Origin of the sequence: Tenacibaculum ovolyticum DSM 18103 (genome assembly GCF_000430545.1) — a bacterium.
Lineage (GTDB): Bacteria > Bacteroidota > Bacteroidia > Flavobacteriales > Flavobacteriaceae > Polaribacter > Polaribacter ovolyticus.
Genome location: NZ_AUMF01000026.1, coordinates 1 through 23,965, shown reverse-complemented (window position 1 = coordinate 23,965; position 23,965 = coordinate 1). Strand labels below are relative to the sequence as shown.

At 28.1% G+C, this 23,965-nt stretch carries 25 protein-coding genes; 13 read left to right on the top strand and 12 right to left on the bottom strand.

All coding sequences use genetic code 11. The annotated features are described in order from the left end of the window. Positions 1 to 220, bottom strand: a 220-nt coding sequence (locus tag H518_RS0109660) for a transposase (protein ID WP_028888866.1), incomplete at its 3' end; no start/stop codon positions are given. A gap of 80 nt (positions 221 to 300) precedes the next feature. After that, on the bottom strand, positions 301 to 1,308 hold the full coding sequence (locus H518_RS0109655; RefSeq protein ID WP_028888865.1) for a 3-oxoacyl-ACP synthase III family protein: 1,008 nt from the start codon (positions 1,306 to 1,308) through the stop codon (positions 301 to 303). 107 nt (positions 1,309 to 1,415) lie between these two features. Here H518_RS0109655 and H518_RS0109650 point away from each other — a divergent pair, with 107 nt between their 5' ends. From H518_RS0109650 to H518_RS0109620, 7 genes are all read left to right on the top strand, one after another. Then, positions 1,416 to 2,807, top strand: coding sequence for a Gfo/Idh/MocA family protein (locus H518_RS0109650; protein WP_028888864.1), 1,392 nt, complete (start codon positions 1,416 to 1,418; stop codon positions 2,805 to 2,807). Between the two features lie 120 nt (positions 2,808 to 2,927). Then, positions 2,928 to 4,841, top strand: coding sequence for a molecular chaperone HtpG (gene htpG, locus H518_RS0109645; RefSeq protein ID WP_028888863.1), 1,914 nt, complete (start codon positions 2,928 to 2,930; stop codon positions 4,839 to 4,841). Between the two features lie 158 nt (positions 4,842 to 4,999). Further along, positions 5,000 to 5,365, top strand: a complete 366-nt coding sequence (locus H518_RS21520) for a VF530 family protein (protein WP_081411176.1) — start codon at positions 5,000 to 5,002, stop codon at positions 5,363 to 5,365. Between the two features lie 143 nt (positions 5,366 to 5,508). After that, positions 5,509 to 6,024 (top strand): GNAT family N-acetyltransferase, encoded by a 516-nt coding sequence (locus tag H518_RS0109635; protein WP_028888862.1) that lies wholly within the window; start codon positions 5,509 to 5,511, stop codon positions 6,022 to 6,024. A gap of 225 nt (positions 6,025 to 6,249) precedes the next feature. Further along, a complete protein-coding gene (locus tag H518_RS0109630; RefSeq protein WP_028888861.1) occupies positions 6,250 to 7,230 on the top strand; it encodes a phosphotransferase in 981 nt (326 codons plus the stop codon). Positions 7,231 to 7,383: 153 nt separating this feature from the next. Then, positions 7,384 to 8,049 (top strand): carboxypeptidase-like regulatory domain-containing protein, encoded by a 666-nt coding sequence (locus H518_RS0109625; protein ID WP_028888860.1) that lies wholly within the window; start codon positions 7,384 to 7,386, stop codon positions 8,047 to 8,049. Between the two features lie 170 nt (positions 8,050 to 8,219). Continuing rightward, positions 8,220 to 9,224, top strand: coding sequence for a transglutaminase domain-containing protein (locus tag H518_RS0109620; RefSeq protein WP_028888859.1), 1,005 nt, complete (start codon positions 8,220 to 8,222; stop codon positions 9,222 to 9,224). 219 nt (positions 9,225 to 9,443) lie between these two features. Here the strand turns inward: H518_RS0109620 and H518_RS0109615 are convergent, their stop codons facing one another. The 10 genes from H518_RS0109615 to H518_RS0109570 form a co-directional block, all read right to left on the bottom strand. Beyond that, positions 9,444 to 10,259 (bottom strand): hypothetical protein, encoded by an 816-nt coding sequence (locus H518_RS0109615; RefSeq protein ID WP_028888858.1) that lies wholly within the window; start codon positions 10,257 to 10,259, stop codon positions 9,444 to 9,446. Continuing rightward, complete coding sequence (locus H518_RS0109610) at positions 10,259 to 10,861, bottom strand: hypothetical protein (protein WP_028888857.1); 603 nt, start codon at positions 10,859 to 10,861, stop codon at positions 10,259 to 10,261. The genes H518_RS0109615 and H518_RS0109610 overlap by 1 nt, the downstream gene beginning before the upstream one ends. Next, entirely contained in the window at positions 10,858 to 11,958 is a 1,101-nt protein-coding gene (locus H518_RS0109605; RefSeq protein WP_028888856.1) for a glycosyltransferase family 4 protein, read from the bottom strand. The genes H518_RS0109610 and H518_RS0109605 overlap by 4 nt, the downstream gene beginning before the upstream one ends. Beyond that, on the bottom strand, positions 11,958 to 12,359 hold the full coding sequence (locus tag H518_RS0109600; RefSeq protein WP_028888855.1) for a hypothetical protein: 402 nt from the start codon (positions 12,357 to 12,359) through the stop codon (positions 11,958 to 11,960). The genes H518_RS0109605 and H518_RS0109600 overlap by 1 nt, the downstream gene beginning before the upstream one ends. Positions 12,360 to 12,362: 3 nt before the next feature. Then, positions 12,363 to 13,322, bottom strand: a complete 960-nt coding sequence (locus tag H518_RS0109595) for a hypothetical protein (RefSeq protein WP_028888854.1) — start codon at positions 13,320 to 13,322, stop codon at positions 12,363 to 12,365. A gap of 4 nt (positions 13,323 to 13,326) precedes the next feature. Then, entirely contained in the window at positions 13,327 to 14,475 is a 1,149-nt protein-coding gene (locus H518_RS0109590) for a glycosyltransferase (RefSeq protein WP_028888853.1), read from the bottom strand. Between the two features lie 14 nt (positions 14,476 to 14,489). Beyond that, positions 14,490 to 15,041, bottom strand: coding sequence for a LemA family protein (locus tag H518_RS0109585; RefSeq protein WP_028888852.1), 552 nt, complete (start codon positions 15,039 to 15,041; stop codon positions 14,490 to 14,492). A 137-nt stretch (positions 15,042 to 15,178) separates the two neighbouring features. Continuing rightward, positions 15,179 to 16,033: a 23S rRNA (adenine(1618)-N(6))-methyltransferase RlmF gene (gene rlmF / locus H518_RS0109580; protein WP_028888851.1), complete on the bottom strand. Its 855-nt coding sequence runs from the start codon at positions 16,031 to 16,033 to the stop codon at positions 15,179 to 15,181. Further along, positions 16,033 to 17,625: a bacillithiol biosynthesis cysteine-adding enzyme BshC gene (gene bshC / locus H518_RS0109575; protein ID WP_028888850.1), complete on the bottom strand. Its 1,593-nt coding sequence runs from the start codon at positions 17,623 to 17,625 to the stop codon at positions 16,033 to 16,035. Before bshC ends, rlmF begins: the two co-directional genes overlap by 1 nt. After that, positions 17,626 to 18,291, bottom strand: a complete 666-nt coding sequence (locus H518_RS0109570) for a class I SAM-dependent methyltransferase (RefSeq protein ID WP_051263728.1) — start codon at positions 18,289 to 18,291, stop codon at positions 17,626 to 17,628. A 194-nt stretch (positions 18,292 to 18,485) separates the two neighbouring features. Here H518_RS0109570 and H518_RS0109565 point away from each other — a divergent pair, with 194 nt between their 5' ends. From H518_RS0109565 to H518_RS0109540, 6 genes are all read left to right on the top strand, one after another. Continuing rightward, positions 18,486 to 20,417: a BatA domain-containing protein gene (locus H518_RS0109565; protein WP_028888848.1), complete on the top strand. Its 1,932-nt coding sequence runs from the start codon at positions 18,486 to 18,488 to the stop codon at positions 20,415 to 20,417. Next, positions 20,414 to 21,673 (top strand): dihydroorotase, encoded by a 1,260-nt coding sequence (locus H518_RS0109560; protein ID WP_028888847.1) that lies wholly within the window; start codon positions 20,414 to 20,416, stop codon positions 21,671 to 21,673. Before H518_RS0109565 ends, H518_RS0109560 begins: the two co-directional genes overlap by 4 nt. Before the next feature lie 2 nt (positions 21,674 to 21,675). Continuing rightward, on the top strand, positions 21,676 to 22,008 hold the full coding sequence (locus tag H518_RS0109555; protein ID WP_028888846.1) for a DUF4870 domain-containing protein: 333 nt from the start codon (positions 21,676 to 21,678) through the stop codon (positions 22,006 to 22,008). A 75-nt stretch (positions 22,009 to 22,083) separates the two neighbouring features. Beyond that, complete coding sequence (locus H518_RS0109550; RefSeq protein ID WP_028888845.1) at positions 22,084 to 22,716, top strand: alpha/beta hydrolase; 633 nt, start codon at positions 22,084 to 22,086, stop codon at positions 22,714 to 22,716. Positions 22,717 to 22,773: 57 nt separating this feature from the next. Further along, the gene (locus H518_RS0109545; protein WP_028888844.1) at positions 22,774 to 23,676 is read left to right on the top strand and encodes a sterol desaturase family protein; all 903 of its coding nucleotides are present in this window, start codon (positions 22,774 to 22,776) and stop codon (positions 23,674 to 23,676) included. A 59-nt stretch (positions 23,677 to 23,735) separates the two neighbouring features. Then, on the top strand, positions 23,736 to 23,965 hold a 230-nt coding region (locus H518_RS0109540), incomplete at its 3' end, for a transposase (RefSeq protein ID WP_028888843.1).

Below are 23,965 nucleotides of genomic sequence, written 5' to 3'. Positions count from 1 at the left end.
TCTGTAAGACTTCTAACTTGAAAGTTGCTGAATAGCTCCTGTTATTCCTAGGTAATAACCCTTTTTTCCCTTGGGCTTTGTAAAAACCAACCCATTTACGAATGTTAGATTCATTTAGACCTTTTTGTTTAGAAACAGCTGCTGCTGAATAGTGTGATTCTAAAACTAATTTTACACATTCAAGTTTAAATGCATAATCATACTTGACTTTTCTGCCCATAAAAATACCCCCAAATAGTGTCTAACTTTTTGGGGGCAGTGTACATATACTTCGGTTTTTATTTATTGTATTAGTTACTACTACCAACGAATCACTACAGACCCCCAAGTAAAACCACTACCAAAAGCAGCCAAAACTACTAAATCATTATCTTTAATTTTACCTAATTCCCAAGCTTCAGTTAAAGCAATTATTACAGAAGCAGCTGTTGTATTACCATACTTCATAATATTATTATATACTTTATCGTCTGAAAGTTGAAATTTCTTTTGAATAAACTGTGCAATACGTAGATTTGCTTGATGCGGAATCAACATATCAATATCATCTTTCTGTAATCCGTTTGCTTCTAAACCTTCTACAATAGCTTCAGAAAAACGACCAATTGCATGTTTAAATACAAATTGTCCATTCATATATGGAAAATACGAAACATCTTCTGGATCGTTTTTTTCTAAAATTTCTGGCACCCAACGACTTGTTGACGGACCTTCTAAAACTAATTCTTTAGCATGCTTTCCTTCTGAATGTAAATGAGTAGATAAAAGCCCTTTTCCTTTCTCCTCTGATCTAGATAAAACAGCAGCTCCTGCCCCATCTCCAAAAATAACGGTAACACCTCTACCTCTTGTCGATTTTTCTAATCCTCCAGAATGATTTTCAGCACCGATTACTAAAATATTCTTATACATACCCGTTTTAATGAACTGATCTGCAACCGACATTGCATAAATAAATCCTGAACATTGGTTACGTACATCTAACGCACCAATAGTTGGCATATCTAACATCTCTTGTACCTGTACCCCACCTCCTGGAAAATACATATCAGGACTTAGTGTTGCAAAAACGATAAAATCAATATCATCTTTTGTTAAACCAGCACGTTCAATAGCTATTCGAGAAGCTTTTGCTCCCATAACAGCTGTTGTGTCTCCAGTTTTTGGATCTATCCAACGACGTTCTTTAATACCTGTTCTTTCCTGAATCCATTCATCAGAAGTATCCATAAACTCCTTTAAGTCGTTATTAGTTACTACATTTTCTGGCACGTAGTAACCTAATCCTGTAATTTTTGAATTATACATATATTATGTTGATTTTAGACGTTGTTTGCAAATTTTTAACTTTCAAAAATAGTCATAATTTAATACCTTTACAAAAAGCCTAAACAACAAACCCCAATCTACTTAACATGAACAGAAAAGACTTTCTTTCTCTATCAACAAAAGCTGCAATTTTTTTTGGATTATCTACCGCAATATCTTGTAAAGATGAAGCCGAAAAAAAAATTACCCCTGTATTAAATAAGACTGCAAAAGGAACAGCTTTCGGCTTAACAGCTTCAAAAATAGATAAAGTTAAAGTTGGATTTATTGGCTGTGGAAATCGTGGGCAAACTTTAATTCAAATGTTTGATTGGTTAATAAAAAACAACAATGCAGACATAGTTGCTGTTTCTGATTTAAAGAAAGAGAAAACAGCTAAGTTAAATGAACACTTACAAAAAAAACACAATAAAAAAGCTCAAGAATATTATGGAAATGCAGATGAATGGAAAAAATTAGTAGATAGAGACGATATTGATTTACTAATTATTGCTACTCCTTGGGAAATGCATACACCAATGGCTTTATACGGAATGGAAAAAGGTAAACATGTTGCCTGTGAAGTTCCTGTTGCATATACAATGGATGATTGTTGGAAATTAGTTGAAACAGCAGAACGCACCCAGAAACATTGTATGATGATGGAAAATTGCTGTTTTAACAACGAAGAACTTTGGGTTTTAAATATGGTAAACCAAGGTGTTTTTGGTGATCTTACACATGCTGAAGGTGCTTATATACATGATTTACGTAAACACTTATTAGATGAAAAATATTACGAAGATCAATGGAGAATAAAACATCACCTAAATAAAGATGGTAACTTTTATACAACGCATGGTTTAGGACCAATTAGTCAATATATGGATATTGGTCGTGGAGATACGTATGATCATGTTGTTTCTATGAGTTCTCGAGAAAAAAGTTTAAGTGATGCTGCTAAAAATGCTGGTATTAACAAATTTTCAAACGTTAAATGCGGTGATATGAACACCACAATGATTAAAACTAAATTAGGTAAAACTATAATGTTGCAATTTGACGTTCATACAGGCAGGCCTTACAACCGATTAAACACCGTTGTTGGTACTAAAGCTGTACACGAAGGTTACCCATCTAAATTATATATTAATGAAGATGAACTAGCTTGGTGGGGACATAATTGGTTAGAAAAAGAAAAATACAATGAGTACAGAGAAAAATACAACCATCCTCTTTGGAATAAATTAAAAACTCAAATTTCTGATAATTCTGTTGGTCACGGAGGAATGGATTTTGTTATGATTTATCGTTTAATTAAATGTTTAAATCAAGGGTTACCTTTAGATATTAATGTATATGATAGTGTTTTATGGAGTGCTATTACACCGCTTTCAGAACTTTCTGTCGCTCAAAATAATAGTTCAGTTAAAGTTCCTGATTTTACAGGAGGAACCTGGAAAAACAAAAACACAACAGAAATGCTGAGGAATATATAAGCTATTAACGTCAACAATATTTGTTGACGTTTTTTATGCCATCTTGTCATAAAACTATTTTTGGTATTTTTTTTGACTACTCTACTTCTTAGAAAACAATATCAAACAAAATATATAATTATGAGTAAAGGAAGTATTAATGTATCGGTAGAGAATATATTCCCACTGATTAAAAAATTCTTGTATTCTGACCACGAAATATTTTTACGTGAGTTAATTTCTAACGGAACAGATGCAACTACAAAATTAAAATACTTAATTTCTATTGGTGAAGCTAAAACTGAATTAGGTGATGCTAAAATTGAAATTAGTATTAATAAAGAAGCTAAAACCATAACCATTAAAGATCAAGGTTTAGGTATGACGGCTGATGAGGTTGAAAAATACATTAACCAAATTGCTTTCTCTGGAGCTGAGGAGTTTTTAGATAAATATAAAGATGATAAAAACGAAACTGGTGTAATTGGACACTTTGGTTTAGGTTTTTATTCTGCTTTTATGGTTGCTGATAAAGTTGAATTAATCACAAAATCTTTTAAAGATGAACCTGCTGCACATTGGACATGTGATGGTTCTCCTGAATTTACTTTAGAAGCTCACGATAAATCTGATAGAGGAACAGAAATTATTTTACATGTTGCTGAAGATTCTTTAGAGTTTTTAGAAGAGGCTAAAATTAGTGGTTTATTAAACAAATACAATCGTTTTAACCAAGTGCCAATTAAATTTGGTACGAAACAAGTTAACGATCCTGATTTTACTCCACAAACTACAACTGATGCTGAAGGTAAAGAAACTACTGAGCCTCACAAACAGATTGAAGTTGATGCAATTATCAATAATACAAATCCTGCGTGGACAAAAGCTCCTGCTGATTTAAGTGATGAAGATTATACAAATTTCTATAGAGAATTGTATCCAATGCAATTTGAAGAGTCTTTATTTCACATTCACTTAAATGTAGACTATCCGTTTAACTTAACAGGAATTTTATTCTTCCCTAAGTTAACACAGAACCTAGATATGCAAAAGGATAAAATCCAATTGTATCAAAACCAAGTGTATGTAACTGATAATGTTGAAGGAATTGTACCTGACTTTTTACAAATGTTAAAAGGTGTTATCGATTCTCCAGATATTCCATTAAACGTTTCTCGTTCTGGTTTACAAGCAGACGGAGCTGTAAAGAAAATTTCTGGTTACATTACTAAAAAAGTAGCTGATAAATTAGCTTCTTTATTCAAAAAAGATCGTGCTGATTTTGAACAAAAATGGAACGATATTAAAGTAATTATCGAATATGGAATGTTATCGGAAGATAAGTTCTTTGACAAGGCTAAGAAATTCGCTTTATATCCAACTGTTGCAGATACGTACTTTACTTTTGATGAGTTAATTGAAAAAACAAAAGACACTCAGACTGATAAAGATGGAAATCACGTAATTTTATATGCTTCTAACAAAGAGGCACAACACAGCTATATTCAAGATGCTACTGCAAAAGGATATGAGGTTGTTGTATTAGATTCTCCAATTGTATCTCACTTAATGCAAAAACTAGAAACTTCAGGTGAATCTAAAGTTCAGTTTACACGTGTTGATTCTGATTTTATTGATAATTTAATTAAGAAAGACGAAGCTGTTATTTCTAAATTAACTGATGAAGAAAAAGAAACGTTAAAACCAGTTATTGAAGGTGTAATTGCATCTCAAACATATACTGTTCAATTAGAATCTATGGATTCTTCTTCATCTCCTTTCTTAATTACTATACCAGAATTTATGCGTCGTATGAAAGAAATGCAAGCTTCTGGTGGTGGAGGTGGAATGATGGGAATGGGTAATTTACCTGAAATGTATAACTTAGTTGTAAATACAAATCACCCATTAGTTTCTGAAATCTTAAATGCAGATGAAAACAAGAAAAAAGGATTAATTACGCAAGCTTTCGATTTGGCAAAGTTATCTCAAAACTTATTACATGGTGAAGAGTTAACTAACTTTATTAAGCGTTCTTACGAGTTAATAAAATAGTGAGCATAATTGCTTTAAATATTAAAAACCTCTTTGTTAATTCAAAGAGGTTTTTTTAGCACAACTTCTTAAAAAAATCTACTAAATTTGTTTAATTGCTAATACAAATTATTAAAACACTTATATTATTGTAATTAGCACAACATAAAACATCAGCAATGAATAAAGTAAACGACCAAATTAATAAACCAATACAATCTGAAGAGTTTACAAATACAGATTTTAAGCCAAAGACTAACGAACAATTAAATAAAGAAGACCCTACAAGACAAAATAGAAGACAGGCTACTGAAGAGCAACTTAATAATCCTTTACACGGAGTTAAACTTGCTCAACTTCTAGATCGTTTAGTAACATTTTACGGCTGGGAATATCTGGCAGAACGTGTAAATATTCGTTGTTTTAAATACAATCCTAACATGAAATCTAGTTTAGGTTTTTTAAGAAAAACAGATTGGGCTAGAGAGCATGTTGAAGACGTTTATTTAGATATGTTAGAAGAACAGCAATCTTCAAATAAATAATAAAAACACATCAATAATGCATAAAAAAGTGTGCGTAAATTTGAGTTAAAAATCGAAAGAAAATATATATTTAACTCTTTAATTTTTGTATTAAATGCAACTATGAATAACATAGGCTTTATAAAACTCTTAAAAATCTAGAAATTATTAAAATATCAAAAGCAAATTCTACACAAGCAAAAATTTTTTCAAAGATAAGTTTAGCTTCTTTTTTATCTGCCCATAGTCATTCTGCTCCTACAAAAGACATAGATACCTATGTCGCTAATAACTTTAAAGAAAGCCACTTTATAAAAGAGTTGGAGAGCACAGAAAATGAATATTATTTACTAGAATATAAAAATAAAACGGCTGGTTATTCTAAGATCATTTTTAACAAAACCTGTAAAGATGTTTTGCCTAAAAACATAACCTATATGAGTAGATTATATTTACTTGAAGAATTTTATGGTTTAGGTATTGGTAAAAAATTATTCGCTTTTAATGTCGCCTTATGTAAAGATAATAATCAAGCTGGAATTTGGTTAAACGTTTGGGTAGAGAATAAAAGAGCAATTCAATTTTATGAAAAATCAGGTTTTAAAATAATCGGAAAAATTGACTTTAAAATATCAGAAACACACTCAAATCCAAACCATATTATGTATTTAGAATTTTAATTAACACAAAACTCACTTTATAAACATATTTTAATCAAAACATTGATGATATTTATTATATAAACAATAGAAACACCTTAACTTTTATTTATTTCATTCCCTAAAAAAAGACTTGTCCCAAAACACGATAAGTCTTTTATTCTATATACACTTTCCACAAAATTAATTTCTTAACAACTCAACTTATCACACACAAAACAGTAGTTTTACAAACTAAAAACTAGTATGAAAACTGCTCCTTCAATAAGTTCTATTATCTCACCAGAATATATAGCTGATTTTGTAATTAGTAATTATAATTTTGATAATAGTACAACTTGTAACTTATTAAGAACAGGTATTAATCACACCTACTTAATTACTACAACTAACGAAAAATTTGTTTTTAGAATTTATCATCTTAACTGGCGAACTGAAAGTGAAATTAACGAAGAACTTAAATTATTAGAATTTTTAAAAAATAATAATTTATTAATTTCTTACCCCATAAAAGATAATCATGATAAATACGTTCAACACATACAAGCTATAGAAGGTAATCGTTTTGGTGTATTATTTTCTTATGCCGAAGGAGATACCGTAAAAAAACCATCAGAAAAAGTATGTTTTAATTTCGGTATAGCCATGGCAAAGCTACATCAACTAACTATTAACAAAAAAACAACTCGTAAAACTCACAATGCTGATTCTTTAGTTGGTTGGGCGATAGAAAAAGTAACTTCTAAGTTTCCTGAATCAACTAATGAAATAGACTTCTTTAAAAGAGCTTATAAAATTATCTTTTCAGAATTTGAAAACACAAAGAACATAAGAAAAGGAATTGTTCATCTTGACTTATGGCACGATAACATGAAAGTTAAAAACGAAACTGAAATTACCATGTTCGATTTTGATAATTGCGGAAATGGTTCATTATGCTTAGATATCGGTTACTCTTTAATGTTGTTTTACCGAAACGATCCTAATGAAAAACGCTTTTTAGAAAGGAAAAATGCATTTTTAAAAGGTTATGAATCTATTACTAAAATTTCTAATGAAGAAAAAAAGTTAATTCCTCATGGAGGGTTAGCAATTTGGTTACATTATACAGGGCAACATGTACAACGTTTTAATGACTTTACAAATCATTTTTTAAGTGATGATTTTCTAAAATATTGGATAGACACCGTAGATAAATGGATGGTTTTTAACGACATTAAAATTTAATCGTAAAACATATTTATACTATAAGGCTAATTTTCTTACACTAAATTAAAAGTATTGTTTACTCAATAAAAAGGTTCATTCACTAAATATCAATTTTTAAAGATTCGTAATATTCATAAGTTTAACTCATATTAACTTATAAAAATATTTATTATGAAAAATCAGTTTAGTTTAGAAATCAACAAACCATGTTCAGAAAAATTTAATCAATTTACCACTACAGAGTTGGGTGGATTTTGTAATTCGTGTGAAAAAGAAGTAATCGACTTCTCTAAAATGACCTCACAAGAAGTTATTTATTACTTTAAAAATAACAATACTAAAAACACTTGTGGACAATTTAAAAAACAACAATTAATTACGTATGCTCCAGAACCACAATTAAAAAGGAAATATAACCTTATAAAAGCTTTTGGTTTTGCTTTGCTTTCGTTCTTTTCATTTAGTACTGCTAATGCTCAGAAAGTAAATTCTTCAACAAAAAAGAATAATATTAATATAAAAAAACATCAAGGAGAAATAACTGTAAAAGGAAATGTTAGTGATGAAACTGGAGATTTACCAGGCGTAAATATTCTTTTACAAGGAACTAGTATTGGTGCAGAAACAGATTTTGATGGTAATTTCACTTTTCCTAAGAATCTAAAAGAAGGTGATGTTTTAATTTTTAGTTTTGTAGGTATGGAATCCAAGAAAGTAACAATTCAAGACTCTAGATCTGCAGCTAACATTAATTTAAAAGTTAATATGAAAAATGACTCTTGTATGTTATTGGGTAAAGTAGCCGTTAAAAAAATTTACAGTTCTAAAAATAAATAATTAGTAAATAGTTATTGAAGCCCCTTAAAGATATCTGGTTGATCACAGTCAAAGTCTACCTTTATAAGGGAAATAACTTTCGATTATTGTCGAACAGATAATAAAGTTACATATCTATTTGTGGTATAAAACTGCTGACCTCTATAAACAATAAAACTAAAATCTTTAATATGAGAAATAGTATCTTTTTTTTACTTGTATTTTACTTCAATTTAACCAATGCTCAAGTATCAGACTTTAAAGAAATTGATTTTACAAGAGCGGATAATATAGCAAAACTAAACAAAGGTGAAAGTTTAAAAAACCTTCCGCTTCTTTGCTATAAACTAACACATAAACTAACTACTGAAGTTGAAAAATTCAGGGCTATATACACATGGGTTTCTATGAATGTAAAAGGTGATAGTAAAATGCATAATAGAGTAAGTAAAATGCGTAAAAAACTAAAAAAAGATAGTATTTCTTTATTTAAATGGAATAAAGAATACAAAAAAACAGTATTTAAAAATTTAGTAAAGCGTAAAAAAACAATGTGTACTGGCTATGCCTATCTCATTAAAGAAATGGCAAATATTATAGATATTGATTGTAAAATTATTGACGGCTATGGAAGAACTTCGTCTTCTAATGTAGAAACACTAGAAGCACCGAATCATTCTTGGAATGCAGTAAAAATAAATAACAAATGGTATTTATGCGACGCTACTTGGTCTAGTGGATATATGAATGAATATGATTCTTTTATTACAGATTATAATACAGGTTATTTTTTAACCGAACCTGTATTATTTTCAGAAAATCATTTTCCTTCAAATAAAAAATGGCTATTAAAATCAACACAAACAAGTACCGATTTTGTGAATTCACCTATTATTTATGGAGAAATGTTCAAACACAAAATAAAAATAGTAACTCCAAAAGAAATGAAATTAACAACAGTTAAAAAAGGAGTAATTAACTTTAAACTAAATTCATTAGAAAAAATTTCGTCAAAAGAAATTTCATTAATCTATTATCTTGGCGAAAAAGAACAAAAATTAAAAATATTTGATCTGAAAAAAGAACAATATAAAGTTGCTTTTAAGCATAAATTTAAATGGAAAGGTCATTATGATATACATGTAAAAATTAATAACGACATTATTGCTAGCTATACCGTAAAAGTTGATAAATAAAAACCAAAACACCTCAGAAGCATGGATGGCAGAAAGTTTATAATACAGCACTGCCAGTTCCATGTTAAATATCTTTCCAAAAATACAGGAATCTCTAGATCATAATTTCAGATTAATTAAAACCGCCAACACACAATACGTGTTACCTTATTACCTTGACTCATTGGAATTACTTTAAATTCTGCTACTTTTAATTTTTATGAAGATTCATTTATAGACTCAACATAATAACCAATTCTTCATTCGTTTAAATTGATCATCGTATTTTCTTTTAAAAGGAATTATATATTGCTTTTTTTTATACTTTTTAATTTCCATTACACTATTAAATCCACAGCCTGTAAAAATTTTATTAGCATTTTCTAACAACAAAACATTCGCTTTTTTATTAGATATTAGAGTACTATTTCTTTCTAAACACGAAATATCAATATTACTATAGGTTTGAATATAAATATGTTCATTAGTTCTATAAAGTAATGCTTGCTCATAGAGTAGCAAAACTTCTTCAATAGGGTTTGAATGGAGTATTAAAAAATAAGGCTTCTCAATTGTTAAAAAATCATTTTCAGAAATTTTATTTCTCTCCTTTAAACCTAAATTAATAAACTTATTTCCTTTATAACAGTCTAAAGAAATTCCCTTTTCTAAGATATAGATAATATCATATTTTGGACATTTATAGTTATCAAAATAAGATTTTTTTAAAATTCTTGATAATAAAATTGTTTTTACACCTTTTAATTTCACGAACAATCTTTCTAATTCTCCATAAAAACCTGCTGGAAAAACATCTACAACAACTGTTGTTATTTTGTTTATTTTAATTTCATTTAAAAAAAAAACGGAAAAATTATTTCCTTTAAAATAGGAATCTTTTTTATGTATAACTTTTATTGATTTAGATATGAAATCACAAAAAGAAGAATTGGTTAAAACAACACACTCATTCAAAGGAATTTTTTGCGTATAAATGAAGTTCTGTATCCTATTTAAATGCCCCAACCCTGCTCCGTACACATAAAACAAATACATTATATTTTATTTAATAATTCTGCTAATAAAAATAATTTATGCTCATTAGGAATCTCTTTAATAGCTAATAAAGCATAAACATAACTGTTTTTAGAGGTAGTTATTTTAAACAATTCTTTATTATTTACCATTATAGTATTATTCTCTAAACCCACACTATAAAGCTCTTTTTCATTTCTTTTAACCTTAATTTTATCATCATAAGCTCTAATTACAAAGGGATTATTATTTTCTTCATTATCCGAAATTTTAATCTTATCAGCGTATATTTTAACTTTCCATAAAAGGTTTGAGTTTTTATCTCGCAGTTTTAAACCATCTTCTTTAAACTTCACCTCATATTTCATTTTTCCATCAGTATAGAACTTATGTTTGGTTGGTTTACTTTTCATAGTGTAATTGTTGCCTTTGTAGTTTATTTTTATTGGCTGTAAATTAAAACCACCAACACTACTTTTATCTACATTCTTTATTTCAACATCTAACTTAATTTTATTTTGTAAAATTGTTGTATTTTCTTGTTTATATGTTTTTTTTGTAGCCTTTTCACAACTAGTAAAAGTGATAAATAAAGCTATAAAGGCTATAAATATGTTTTTCATGATAAAATTTTTAAATAATTATTTATTTCGTTTTCTTCGGTATAGTTAGTACTAATTTTTTTAAAAAGAGTTTTTTTAATCTCTTCTATTTCATCCGCATCTATTTTATGAATTTTCAATAAAACATCTAATAATGTGTTTGCTTTTAAAGGATTATATAAAAAACCATCCTTTTCATGTTCTATAACATCCTTAATACCTCCTACATCTGCTCCAATAACTAAATTTTTAGTAACAGCTGCTTCTAGCAATACATTAGGCATTCCATCATAAAAAGAAGGTATCGCAACAATACTAAAAATATTATAAAAAATTAATAAATCTTGCTGATTAGCAAAAGGGAAAAACTGTACATTTATATTTAAAGAATGTATGATTTTTTTAGCCTCTTCATCTACATCACCAATCATACATATTACATATTCATCTTTATGTGGGAATTTAGCGAAAGTTTTACAAAAATTTAAAATTCCCTTTTTAATTTTCAATTGTCCAACAATTCCAATAGTCTTTTTACCTTTAAATAACTCTTTCATTGCCCTTATACTTCTTTTATGACTGATTGATGTTTTCCAAAGTGTAGTATCAATACTATTAGGTGTAAAAAACGTTTTATTATGATTAACTAAACGTGCTATTTTATCTCGCTTCTCAGAAGTAACAGTAAAAATAAAGTCAGAATTCTTAAGTGCAAATAATAAGACATTTCTTTTTTTAGAAAAAATGCCTTCATCAAAATCATTACCTCTAATAAATGTAATTAATGAAATAGTTGTCCATTTTGATAAAATTGGCGCCAAATTCATTGGAAGATTACCTCCAAACGCCAGAATATGAGTAATCTCATTAAGAAAAGAAAGCTGTAATATAAATTCAGACGCTAAAGAAAGTGTAAATTCTTCTGATTTTTCAATAGGAAGAGATGTATAAGTACCTCCAACATTCGCTTTAGTATTAAATTTTTTTTCTCTATTGGTAAAATGAATAATATGTACTTCTATATCATTTTTTCTAAAATTACGAACTAATCTATCGCAAGATGTTGCCATTCCCCCTTTATTAGGAGGGTAGTTTTGTGTGATGAGTAAAAATTTCATTAACTATCAAAATAAGACCCGTCTTCGGTATCGTTATGAGAAAAGTAAGTACTCGTAGTATCAAAAAGAGCTCCATAATCTTCTGCCATAAAAACCATATAAGGATATTCTTTATGAAATCTTTCAAGCATTTTCCTTCTCCAAATAGCTCTATCTTTTGAATACAATTCAATCTTATTTGTTAACCTAGCATCAAACTCGACAAAACAACTTATACAGAGTGTATTATTATTATCTCTGAATCCTATATCAGTCTTAGTATAAGTAAAAATATGTTTTGCTTCAAAAGCATGTGTATTACATATTCCTTTATTACATTTCTCACAATTTACTGTTGCTATATTTTCACAATTTTTAACAATAAACAACCCAGTAAATTCTTTACAATTTTGTGTCTCCATTTTTTAGGTTTTAGGCGTTACACAACTGTAACAAGTGTTTATTAAATTTATAATTTCTAATGAAAAATAATCTATTCCAAATGCAGTAATACTATTTTTAATATGAGGATTATATTCAGTAGGACGTTCTTTTTTTGTATCAAATTTTCTAAAAGCTTTAAAAACATAAAAATCTCCCTCCTCTATCATATTCGTATCTTCTTGGTTAATATTAGATTTTAAATTATACTTAGATTTAGGTATTTTCATTTTAATTGCAAACGGATAAACTGATTTAAATTTATATTTTGTTTTTCTTTTCCCACTAATACGCCCCCTTTTATTTATAATTCTTTCTCTAATTTTTTCTGTAAACTGAAAAGAAACTAAAGAACTATCACTAAAAAAACAAGACCCACTACTTATAATACGCTCATAATAATTTTCTTTTCCTGATAGAAATCCACTCGTTTTACTATCGTACTTATCTTTTTTAATTAAATTATCTTTAGAGATTGTCTCTTTAAGGTTTGCTTTTAAATTTATTTTTGATAATGGTTGTAAATCTTCTTCAATAAGTGTAAAAAAAGCAGAGAAATAATCTGCAAAAAAATCAAATCCGTTTGTGAAATTTTTCTTAAACTTTTGATTTATTCTATAGTTTTGTATGATTGCAATTATTAAAAACATGAAAACAAAGAAAAATAAAAAAGGAAAAATTAATGATAAAAAGGGTAAAACCCCACTAAAGATAAGACAAGAAAAACTAATAGCTAAATAAATAAAAAAAAACTTCCACATTTCTTTTATTTTCTTTTTCTTTTCGTCTTCTGCTACCTGACGCTGCAAAACACAAGCTCTAAAAAAACGAATCCACTTTACAGGTGTTTTTTTAGAAGTAAATCCCCTATGCAAATGAGCTCTTTCAATAGGCGCTCCTGTATATAATTCTTTATCTAAAACACTTCCTTGCCTATTATTCATACAATTATTTTAAACGATTATAAACTTGTTTTAACTTATCTTGTTGTATACTCCAAGTAAATTCATTTTGTATCTTATTAAAAGCTTTATCAATATACTTAATTCTTTTATCTGGTTCGTCAAGTATAAAACGAATACATCTTGCTAAATCCTGTTCTCTATCAGGTTCAAAAAGCACTGCTTCTTTTTCTGAAACTAATTCTTTTACAACAGGAATATTGGAAGCTATTATAGCTGTTTTACAAGCCATTGTTTCTATTATTTTTATAGGGCAACACCCTTGAATTATATTTCTATCGCATAATGTTAAAGGAGCAATGGATGCTTTAGCATAATGAATGTAATTGTATAGTTCGCTTTTGGGAAGTTTTGTTTTTATAATAACCTTATCTTCAATATTTAATTTCTCAACCATTCTTTTAAATGGTTTAAACATTTTTTCTTTTACTGATAAACAAATAACTAATTTTAAATTACTAAAATCAGATAAATATGTCATTGCTTTTAATAAAACATCTACACCTTGCCAAGGTTGTATGGCTCCAAAATAAATAATATATTCTTCAGGAATATCTTTTGGTCTTTCGAAAGAGTCAGGAATATGAGCTCCGTTAGGTATTACTACTATCTTTTCTTCTTGAATTTTATACGCTTTCTGAATATACTTTTTAGTAACTGAAGATGGTGTAATAATTACATCAGTATTATCTAAACACTTTTTTTCAAGTGTTTTAATTTTCTCTAAAAAAACAGGAGTTAAATTAGGATACCTACAAGGTAACTCAATTGAAGTTAATGCATTTACCTCAAAAATGGTTTTGAAACCAGTCTCTAAAACCATTCCCATACCACTCCAAACATCTCTAAAATGCCCTATTTGAATAGCTTTTTTATTCTTTTGTACTTCAAAAAAAATTTGTTTTGAAAACAATGAGGCTTTTTGTAAATAATTTAATTTATCTTCATTATAAAAACGCTTTATAAAGATATTTTTATCTTTTTGAATTATAGGTACTGTAACATTACCTCTTAAACAATACACTTGAAGTTCATCACAGTGGTTAGATGACTCCAAAATCATTTCTTTAATATGTGTGGATGCTCCTTTTGCACTAGGAAAAACATCATAACTAGCGTAAATATTTATTTTCATAAAAAAGAAGAAGTTTAAAATGAAATCTTAACTGGTTCTCTTTCTGTTTTATTATTAATTTCGAAAAAATCACCTTTTTCAAAATTAAACATGTTTGCTATTATATTAGAAGGAAAACTTTCAATACTAATATTATTATCTTTTACGGTTCCGTTATAATATCTACGAGCCATCTCAACATCCTCTTCTAAAGAAGATAATTCATTTTGTAGTTCTCTAAAATTCTGATTAGCCTTAAGGTCTGGATAATTTTCTGCAACAGCAAAAATATTCATCATTGAATTTTTTAATGCATTTTCAGCCTGCCCTTGCTCAGACACAGATGAAGCATTTTGAGCTAAATTTCTTGCTCTAGTAACATTTTCAAGAAGTTCTTTTTCATGAGTTGCGTATCCTTTTACTGTTTCCAATAAATTAGGGATTAAATCATAACGTTTTTTTAAGAAAACATCAATACTACTCCAACCTTCTTGCATTTCATTTTTTTTCGAAACTAGACTATTATAAACAGAAATACCATACATAATAGGTAAAATAATAGCAGCCAAAATAATTAAATATATCATATCTTTTTTTTAGCTAAAATAAATAAATTTCGCAATTAATTACCCCGAAACAACAATATCTATCAAAAAGCAATAAATAAAAGTACCCCTTTTATTTATTTTCTAAATTCAATAAGCTTAACCAAATTTCAGATTAATTAAAATCGCCAACAAACAATACGCGTTACTTTATTACCTTGACTCATTGGAATTACTTTAAATTCTGCTACTTTTAATTTTTCCGCAGACTTCTCTAAACTCTTAACATTTTCTTTTTTTGATACTAAACTTGTAAACCATTTACTTACGGTAGGTTGAAGTGAGCTTTCGTATAAATAAGTATGCAAAAAAGCTTTTTCACCTCCTACATACCATAATTCATTTGAATTTCCAGCAAAATTACGAACAGCATTGTTTCCTAGGTTTCTAGTTTTTCTTCGGTTTGCTCCTCTTGCTTCTTCTGCCGACTTATAAAATGGCGGATTACACATTGTTACCGTAAAAGAATCACCTTCCTCAATAATCCCTTTTAAAACATGCTCTTCTGTAAACTGTTGTCTTAATTTTATTTTTGCATCTAAATCATTATCATCAATAATATCTTGCGCAAAATCTAACGAATCTAAATCAATATCAGTAGCTACAAAATTCCAATTATACTCAGCAGTTCCTAATAAAGGATACACACAACTTGCTCCTGTACCAATATCTAAAACTTTTACACCTTCTTCTTTTCCAATTAAATCTGCTAAGTGATGTATATAATCTACTCTCCCTGGAATTGGAGGACACAAATTATCATCTGAAAAATTCCAGTGTTTAATATTATAATGAGCAGCCAATAGTGCTTTATTAAACTCTTTTACCGCTAAAGGGTCAGAAAAATCAATTGTTTCCTTATCAAACTTCTCTATTACAAACTCAGTGATTTTCGGGTATTTTTCTTTTAAAAATTTAAAATCATATCCGTTATTGTGTTTGTTCTTCTCGTGTAATCCTTTTTTCTTTTCCATTAAAGTGTCAATACTGTAAATTCTAATTGTAATGGTTTTAAACTTTCTTTTAATCCTTTAATTAAAGTATCTCCATACTCTAAATAGTATTCAGAAAAATTTCGCTGGCGTTCTTCTAAACTTTGATTTGGTAATATTTCGTTTTGTAATAGTACAATACGATCAACCAACTCTTGATTACGTCTTTTTTCTGCTCGTAACCAACGGTTTTCTAAATTTTCTAATCCTTTTACTTGCTTTCTCTCTTGCGCATTTACTGCCCCAACAAATGAAACATCTGTCTTTTCAGCTAACCCCCTTAAACCAACAAATTGCTGTTTTAAAAATTCTTTTTGAGCTGTAAAATCTACTTTTTCTTTAGATGTTTCTAATACTTTACTTTTTAGCAAACTATTTTGCTTAACAAAAATTTCTTCTAAAGAAACAGTTAATTTTTCTAATTTACGTTCTTGTTTTTCTGATACTAATTGTACCGAATTACGTAATAACAAAATAGGAAAAGGTACCTTAACCTCTTCAAAATAACTTTTTAATTGTAACCAATATGCGAGTTCTCCTCCTCCACCGATATAACAGAGGTTAGGCAAAATAACTTCTTGGTATAACGGACGCATAATTACATTTGGTGAAAAACGCTCTGAAAACTCATTAACTTCCTTTATTAATTCAGGATAAGTCCAAGAAATAGCTGTGTTATTTACTTTATATACTTCATCTTCAAAAATAATACGCTCACGAATTTCATCTGTTAAATAAAATAGGTTAAGTTCTCTAGGGTTTACCTGAATCTTATATTCTTTACCTAAATTAGCAATTGTTTCTGTTACTTTTTTATATGATATCTGTTCTTCTAATTCTCTTTCTATAAATGGAATTAATTCTTTTTTTAACTCCCTATCATCCGCATCAATAATTACCAATCCATATTCACCAAATAATTCATTTGCAATATATCTGGTTGCATCGGCTAAGTTAGTATGCTTTATATACCCTTCTTTAAAAAGTTTGATTAGGTATTTTGCTTTCTCTGAGGTTCCTAAATGATTAGAAAAAACTTCTAATACTTCTTCTAATCCATCTGTAGAGAAACGTCCTACACCACCTGTTTGATTAGAACTCCATTGTACCTTTTTCCCTTTAAAATTAAAGTAATTTATTTCATCAAAATCATGATCTTCAGTAGCCATCCAGTAAATTGGCGTAAAATTTTGATTTGGAAATTCGTTACTTAATTCTTCACATAAATTAATAGCTGAAATTATTTTATATAAAAAATATAATGGTCCCGTAAATAAATTTAACTGGTGTCCAGTTGTTACTGTAAATGTATTTTCTAATAATAAATCAGTTATGTTTTGCTGTGTAGCCTCAGATGTTTTTATTGTTTCGTATTGCTTATTTAAAATAGTAACTAGTGTTTTTCTAGTCTCTTTAGAATAATTTTCCTGCTTACTTTTTATCTGTTTTTTAAAACCTTCTAACGAAGAAAAATTATTGTAAAAAGGTTTTAATTGTGTAGCTTCTTCTAAATAATCGATCATTGTTTTAGAGAAAAAACCGGTACTTTTAAAAGGTATATGTGTTACTTTCATCTACTTATCTTTTCTTTGAAACAGTGTGTAAATATATGGTCTTTCTGATCCATACGGATTAACAAATGTGTAATTAAACTTATCAATTAACTTAAATTCTTCGCCTAATTTATCTTGTAACATTGCTGTATTATATCGTTGTAGCTCTAAACCACAACATTTTTCAGCCCCATTTAATGCAAAAACGGCAATAATTACAAACCCATTAGTTTTAACTACTTTTTTTAACAGCTTAAAATAAGCTACTTGCTCTTCTTCTTTTAAAAAGAAATGCAACACTGCTCTATCTGCCCATAAATCAACATTTTTTAAAGACTGTAATTTTTCTGGATTTATTATATCATCAGCTATAAAAGTTACTTTTGATGCTTTGTTGGCTAATCTTTTCTCTAAACCGCCGAGTGCTTTTTTAGATAAATCGTTGGCTATTAAATTTGTGTACCCATCTACTAATAATTCATCTATTAACATCGATGAACCAACACCTACATTTAAAATTTTAGCATTTTTATTTAACTTCGTTTTAGCTATTAAACCAAGTATTTCTTTAGAGGATTCTTCAAACCATCCTAATTTTTCTGTTGTGCTTTTAGTATATGCTATATTCCAGTGTTCTTGGTAATCAATTTTCGCTGGATTATTACAATCACTCTCATCTGTAGTCATAGTTCAAAAATAGTGAAATTTGATACATTGTCGAAAACAAAACAGTATTCTAACAGTTTTTTAACTACATTCTTTTTTAAATCATCAATTTAACTATTTTTACATTTATAAATTAGCTTATAAAAACGAAGTAACTCTTTTAAAATTAAAAACAGTTACATTTAAAATCTCACTTAGTGGGTTAAAAAAGAACTATGCAATTTAAACATCCTGAAATTTTATACTTCTTAGGGCTCTTAATAATCCCCATAATAGTTCACTTATTTCAATTACAACGATTTGTTAAAGTTCCGTTTACCAATGTTGCCTTTTTAAAGAAATTGGTACTACAAACTCGTAAAAGTTCACAGATAAAAAAATGGCTAATCTTAGCTACGCGTTTACTATTACTCACCGCTTTAATATTAGCTTTTTCTCAACCTTATTTTAGCAATCACAAAATAAATGAACAACAACATTTCTCTCTCTACTTAGATAACTCATTAAGTACAAATACTGATGGTGAAAAAGGAAACTTATTACAAATAGCTTCGCAAGAAATTATCGAAAACACATCCAACAAGGCTAGTTATTCTTTACTTACCAATAATAGTTATCATAAAAATAAAACTGCCTCAGAACTAAAAGATATTTTATTAAAAATAAAAAACACTTCCAAAAAAACGGATCTAAAAAATGTTCTTTTAAAAATACAGAATGAAAACAAATCTAATTTACTTTCTAAAAATATTATAATTTCTGATTTTCAAAATACTAAGAATGACGACATCAATAGTTTACCTATAAATACATCTTTAGTAAAATTAAACCCTCAACAAAAAAATAATTTATCTATCGATAGTGTTTTTGTTAGTGATAATGGTTCCACAAATTTTGAAGTAAGTATTCTTGTAAAAAACCAAGGAATAGCACAAAAAAATGTACCTATTGCAATTTACAATGAAAGTAAATTAATTAATAAACAGGTATTTTCAATTGGTAGAAACACGACCAAAGAAATTGTTTTTTCAATTGTAAAAACAGCTTCTTTCTTAGGTAAAATTGAACTAAATTTTAAAGACACTTATAGTTTTGACAACTCTTTCTTTTTTACAATTAACAATAATGATAAAATTGATATACTGAGTATTGGTGAGAGTGCTAGTTTTTTAGAAAGAATTTATAGCCAAAATGAGTTTAATTTTAAAAGCTCAAATATTCAAAATTTAAATTATAATTTAATTCAGAAACAACACCTTATTGTTTTAAATGAAATTAAAAAAATTCCAGAAACACTTACTAAGAGCTTATTTGAATATATTAAAGATGGGGGGAAACTTATTTTAATACCTCACAAAAACATAAGTGTATTATCATATAATAATTTTCTAAACAAACTTAACATAGGTAAAATAGTTTCTAAACGAAATAATGAATTAAAAATTACAACTATTAATTATAGCCATCCTCTTTTAAATAACGTTTTTGAAAAAAGAGTCCGTAATTTTCAATATCCCTTTGTAAGAAATTCTTATACCTCTTCATTTAAAAATGTAAGTACGATTATTTCTTTAGAAAACAAACAGCCATTTATACAGCAAATAAACACTCCGTATTCTTCTATATATTGGATAGCTAGTTCTCTTGAAAAAGAAAATAGTAATTTTATAAATTCTCCATTAATTGTTCCTATTTTTTATAATATAGGTAAACAAAGTCTACGTCTTTCAAAACTCTATTATACTGTAAACAATCATAATAGTATTGCTATAAATAAACAATTAGGAAAAGATGAGATAGTAACAATTTCAAATACACAAACATCATTTATTCCATTACAACAAACATTTCAAAACAGTGTAAAAATCACAACTACTAACAAACCTATAGAAGCGGGGTTTTATCAAATAAAACAACAAGAGAATGTATTGAAAAACATCGCTTTTAATTATCCTACAAGCGAAAGTTCATTAAGTTACTTAGATACTTCAAGTATTAATGATAAAACCTTTTCAACATCTGTTAAAGAGACGCTAAAAAATATTAATGACATACATAAAATTCAATGGCTTTGGAAATGGTTTTTAGTTTTAGCCATTGTATCTTTGCTTATAGAAATTTTGATCTTAAAATTCTTTAAACCATGACAACGCTGCTAAAATCGGCAACAATAATTGATGCCTCTAGCCCTTACCACAAACAAACTAAAGATATTTTAATTACTGATGGAATTATTACTCAAATAGATAATTCTATTACCCTAAAAGAACCTCACGAAACCATAGAACTAGATAACTTACATGTTTCTACTGGTTGGTTTGACACTAGTGTTTCTTTTGGAGAACCAGGCTATGAAGAACGTGAAACAATTAAACATGGTTTACTTGTAGCCGCAAAAAGTGGTTTTACCTCAGTTGCTGTTAATGCGAATACAAACCCGATAATTGATAACAAAGCTGCTGTTGAGTTTCTAATTAATAAAGCTAATGGTTTTGCTACAAATTTATATCCTATTGCTGCTTTAACACAACAGAGTAAAGGTATTGAAATGTCTGAAATGTACGACATGCAACAATCTGGAGCTATTGCTTTTGGAGATCATAAGAAATCTATTGAGAACGATAATTTGTTAAAGATAGCTTTATTATATGCTCAAAATTTTAATGGACTCGTTTTAAGTTTCCCTAAAAATAACCAAATTGCTGGAGAAGGTGTTGCTAATGAAGGTGTAAATAGTACTAGACTTGGTTTAAAAGGTACTCCAGCTTTAGCTGAAGAAATGCAAATTGCTCGAGATTTATTTTTACTAGAATATACTTCTGGTAAATTACATATCCCTACAATTTCAACTGAAAAATCAGTAGAACTAATTAAGGAAGCTAAAAAGAAAGGTTTAGATGTTACTTGTAGTGTTGCTATTCATAATCTATTTTTAACAGATGATGAATTGTATGGTTTTGATGGAAACAAAAAAGTAAACCCTCCTTTAAGAACTTCTAAAGACGCAAAAGCTTTATTAGCAGGATTAAAAGATGGAACTGTTGATATAATTACATCTGACCACAACCCAATAGATATAGAGCATAAAAAAGTAGAGTTTTCAACAGCCAAAGATGGCACTATTGGTTTAGAAAGTGCTTTTGGTGTTTTAAATTCGGTATTAGACCTAGAAACAATTAGTAAATGCTTGAGTGAAAACCCTAAAAAAAGATTTGGGATAAAAAATAATTCGATACAAAAAGATGAATTAGCAAACCTTACACTATATACCCCATCCTTTAAATATATTTTTGAAAAAGAAAATATTATTTCAACCTCAAAAAACAGTATATTTATAAACAAAGAATTAAACGGAAAAGTATACGGTATTTATAATAACAATCAATTAATCTTAAATTCATAGAAATGGAAAAAACACCAGCTGTAAGCGAAAAAGGAAAAACAAATGCAATTATAAGTTATATAACTTTTATAGGAACAATTATAGCAATTGTATTAAACAATACAGAAAAAAACTCTTTTACTAGTTTTCATATTAGACAAATGATTGGCTTATCTCTTTTATCAATTTTAAATCAATATGTTATTTCACTATACATAAACTCTATGTTAGGATGGATTATTACTATTGGGCTATTTGTTCTTTGGATAATTGGTTTTATGGGAGTACTAAAAGGTGAAGAAAAAAAAGTTCCTCTTTTAGGAGATCAATTTCAAGAATGGTTTAAAAATATTTAAATCTAAAAACATAATTAATATGCAAATAGATTTACTTAAATTTATTTGCATTTTTTTATAAATACATTTTACTAAATGCTAAATTACGTTGTAAGACAACCTAAAACTACTGTTAAAAATCCACCTTTATTAATTTTATTACATGGATACGGTAGTAATGAGCAAGATTTATTTTCTTTTGCAGAAGAATTATCTGATGAATTATTAATTGTTAGTGCGCAAGCACCTTATGAAATGGGAGGCGGAGCTTTTGCTTGGTATGCTATTAATTTTGATGCTAATAATGATAAATTTTCTGACCTAGTACAAGCTCAAAAATCTGTAGATAAAATTGCTTTGTTTATTGATGAAATAAGAACAAAATACACTACAAACCCTGACAAAACATTTCTTTTAGGTTTTAGTCAAGGAGCTATTTTAAGTTATACTTTAAGCTTTAGTTACCCTAATAAAGTGCAGCACGTAATTGCTTTAAGTGGTTATATTAATGATGCGTTATTACCTAAAGAAATAACGAATAGTAATACTGATTATTATATTTCTCATGGAACAGTAGATCAAGTTCTACCTGTAGATTGGGCAAGAAAAGCACCTGCTTTTTTAGAAGCTAATAATTTAAAAAACGAATATTCAGAATATCCTGTTGGTCATGGTGTTGCTCCTCAAAATTTTTATAGCTTTAAAAGCTGGATAGATAAACGATTATAAAGATTTAACTATTTTTTTTAATTTAAAAGGAATATTTTTGCATTTTAAAAAAATAATATGGGCTTATTAAATCAAGATGTTTTATACTTATGGAGTACTCCATTCTTTATTTCTATTATTTTAATTGAAATTTATTTTAGTTATCGAAACAAAGCAAAGAATTATGATTTAAAAGATACTTCTACTAATGTTTATTTTGCTTTACTTAATTTTGGTTTAGACCTACTAATGAAAGTATTTTCTTTTGGTGTTATGGGGCTTTGCTATCATTATAGAGTTATAAATTGGGAACATTTAGGTTGGGCTTATTGGTTACTTGCTTTTATAGGTCAAGACTTCTTGTATTATATACATCATTATGTTGATCATCATTCTAGGTTTTTTTGGGCTGTTCATGTAACACATCATAATTCAAAATACTATAATATTTCAACTGGTTTTCGCTCACCTGTATTGCAACCATTATTTCGCTATATGTTCTTTTTACCATTAGCTTTCGTAGGTGTTGCACCTTTACACATTATGTTTGCTTATGCTTTAAATCAAATTTATGGAACTTTATGTCATACCAATTTCATAAAAAGTAAATTAGGTTTATGGGGATTCTTTTTCGTGACACCTTCTCACCATAGAGTTCACCATGCATCTAACACAAAGTATTTAGATAAAAATATGGGAATGGTTTTAATTATTTGGGACCGCATGTTTGGAACATTTAAAGCAGAAGAAGATGAAGTTACTTATGAAAAAATTAAGTATGGTTTAACTTCTGAAATAGAAGATAAAGGGCCTATTAATATCATTTTTCATGAGTGGAAAGAAATTTTCAAAGATTTTTTTAATAGAAAGAAAGAGCTACCATTCGGTACTAGATTAAAATATGTTTTTATGCCTCCTGGTTGGAGCCATGATAATAGCTCTAAAACAAGTAAACAATTACAAGAAGAGTTAACAAAATAAAAAAACCGAGCATTAATACACTGCCCCCAAAAAGTTAGACACTATTTGGGGGTATTTTTATGGGCAGAAAAGTCAAGTATGATTATGCATTTAAACTTGAATGTGTAAAATTAGTTTTAGAATCACACTATTCAGCAGCAGCTGTTTCTAAACAAAAAGGTCTAAATGAATCTAACATTCGTAAATGGGTTGGTTTTTACAAAGTCCAAGGGAAAAAAGGATTATTACCTAGGAATAACAGGAGCTATTCAGCAACTTTAAAGTTAGAAGTCTTACAGATAATCGATAA

Coding starts and splice junctions, on each gene's coding strand:
- H518_RS0109655 (WP_028888865.1), bottom strand. CDS start 1,308: ATGTATAATTCAAAAATTACAGGATTAGGTTACTACGTGCCAGAAAAT.
- H518_RS0109650 (WP_028888864.1), top strand. CDS start 1,416: ATGAACAGAAAAGACTTTCTTTCTCTATCAACAAAAGCTGCAATTTTT.
- htpG (WP_028888863.1), top strand. CDS start 2,928: ATGAGTAAAGGAAGTATTAATGTATCGGTAGAGAATATATTCCCACTG.
- H518_RS21520 (WP_081411176.1), top strand. CDS start 5,000: ATGAATAAAGTAAACGACCAAATTAATAAACCAATACAATCTGAAGAG.
- H518_RS0109630 (WP_028888861.1), top strand. CDS start 6,250: ATGAAAACTGCTCCTTCAATAAGTTCTATTATCTCACCAGAATATATA.
- H518_RS0109625 (WP_028888860.1), top strand. CDS start 7,384: ATGAAAAATCAGTTTAGTTTAGAAATCAACAAACCATGTTCAGAAAAA.
- H518_RS0109620 (WP_028888859.1), top strand. CDS start 8,220: ATGAGAAATAGTATCTTTTTTTTACTTGTATTTTACTTCAATTTAACC.
- H518_RS0109615 (WP_028888858.1), bottom strand. CDS start 10,259: ATGTATTTGTTTTATGTGTACGGAGCAGGGTTGGGGCATTTAAATAGG.
- H518_RS0109610 (WP_028888857.1), bottom strand. CDS start 10,861: ATGAAAAACATATTTATAGCCTTTATAGCTTTATTTATCACTTTTACT.
- H518_RS0109605 (WP_028888856.1), bottom strand. CDS start 11,958: ATGAAATTTTTACTCATCACACAAAACTACCCTCCTAATAAAGGGGGA.
- H518_RS0109600 (WP_028888855.1), bottom strand. CDS start 12,359: ATGGAGACACAAAATTGTAAAGAATTTACTGGGTTGTTTATTGTTAAA.
- H518_RS0109595 (WP_028888854.1), bottom strand. CDS start 13,322: ATGAATAATAGGCAAGGAAGTGTTTTAGATAAAGAATTATATACAGGA.
- H518_RS0109590 (WP_028888853.1), bottom strand. CDS start 14,475: ATGAAAATAAATATTTACGCTAGTTATGATGTTTTTCCTAGTGCAAAA.
- H518_RS0109585 (WP_028888852.1), bottom strand. CDS start 15,041: ATGATATATTTAATTATTTTGGCTGCTATTATTTTACCTATTATGTAT.
- rlmF (WP_028888851.1), bottom strand. CDS start 16,033: ATGGAAAAGAAAAAAGGATTACACGAGAAGAACAAACACAATAACGGA.
- bshC (WP_028888850.1), bottom strand. CDS start 17,625: ATGAAAGTAACACATATACCTTTTAAAAGTACCGGTTTTTTCTCTAAA.
- H518_RS0109570 (WP_051263728.1), bottom strand. CDS start 18,291: ATGACTACAGATGAGAGTGATTGTAATAATCCAGCGAAAATTGATTAC.
- H518_RS0109565 (WP_028888848.1), top strand. CDS start 18,486: ATGCAATTTAAACATCCTGAAATTTTATACTTCTTAGGGCTCTTAATA.
- H518_RS0109560 (WP_028888847.1), top strand. CDS start 20,414: ATGACAACGCTGCTAAAATCGGCAACAATAATTGATGCCTCTAGCCCT.
- H518_RS0109555 (WP_028888846.1), top strand. CDS start 21,676: ATGGAAAAAACACCAGCTGTAAGCGAAAAAGGAAAAACAAATGCAATT.
- H518_RS0109550 (WP_028888845.1), top strand. CDS start 22,084: ATGCTAAATTACGTTGTAAGACAACCTAAAACTACTGTTAAAAATCCA.
- H518_RS0109545 (WP_028888844.1), top strand. CDS start 22,774: ATGGGCTTATTAAATCAAGATGTTTTATACTTATGGAGTACTCCATTC.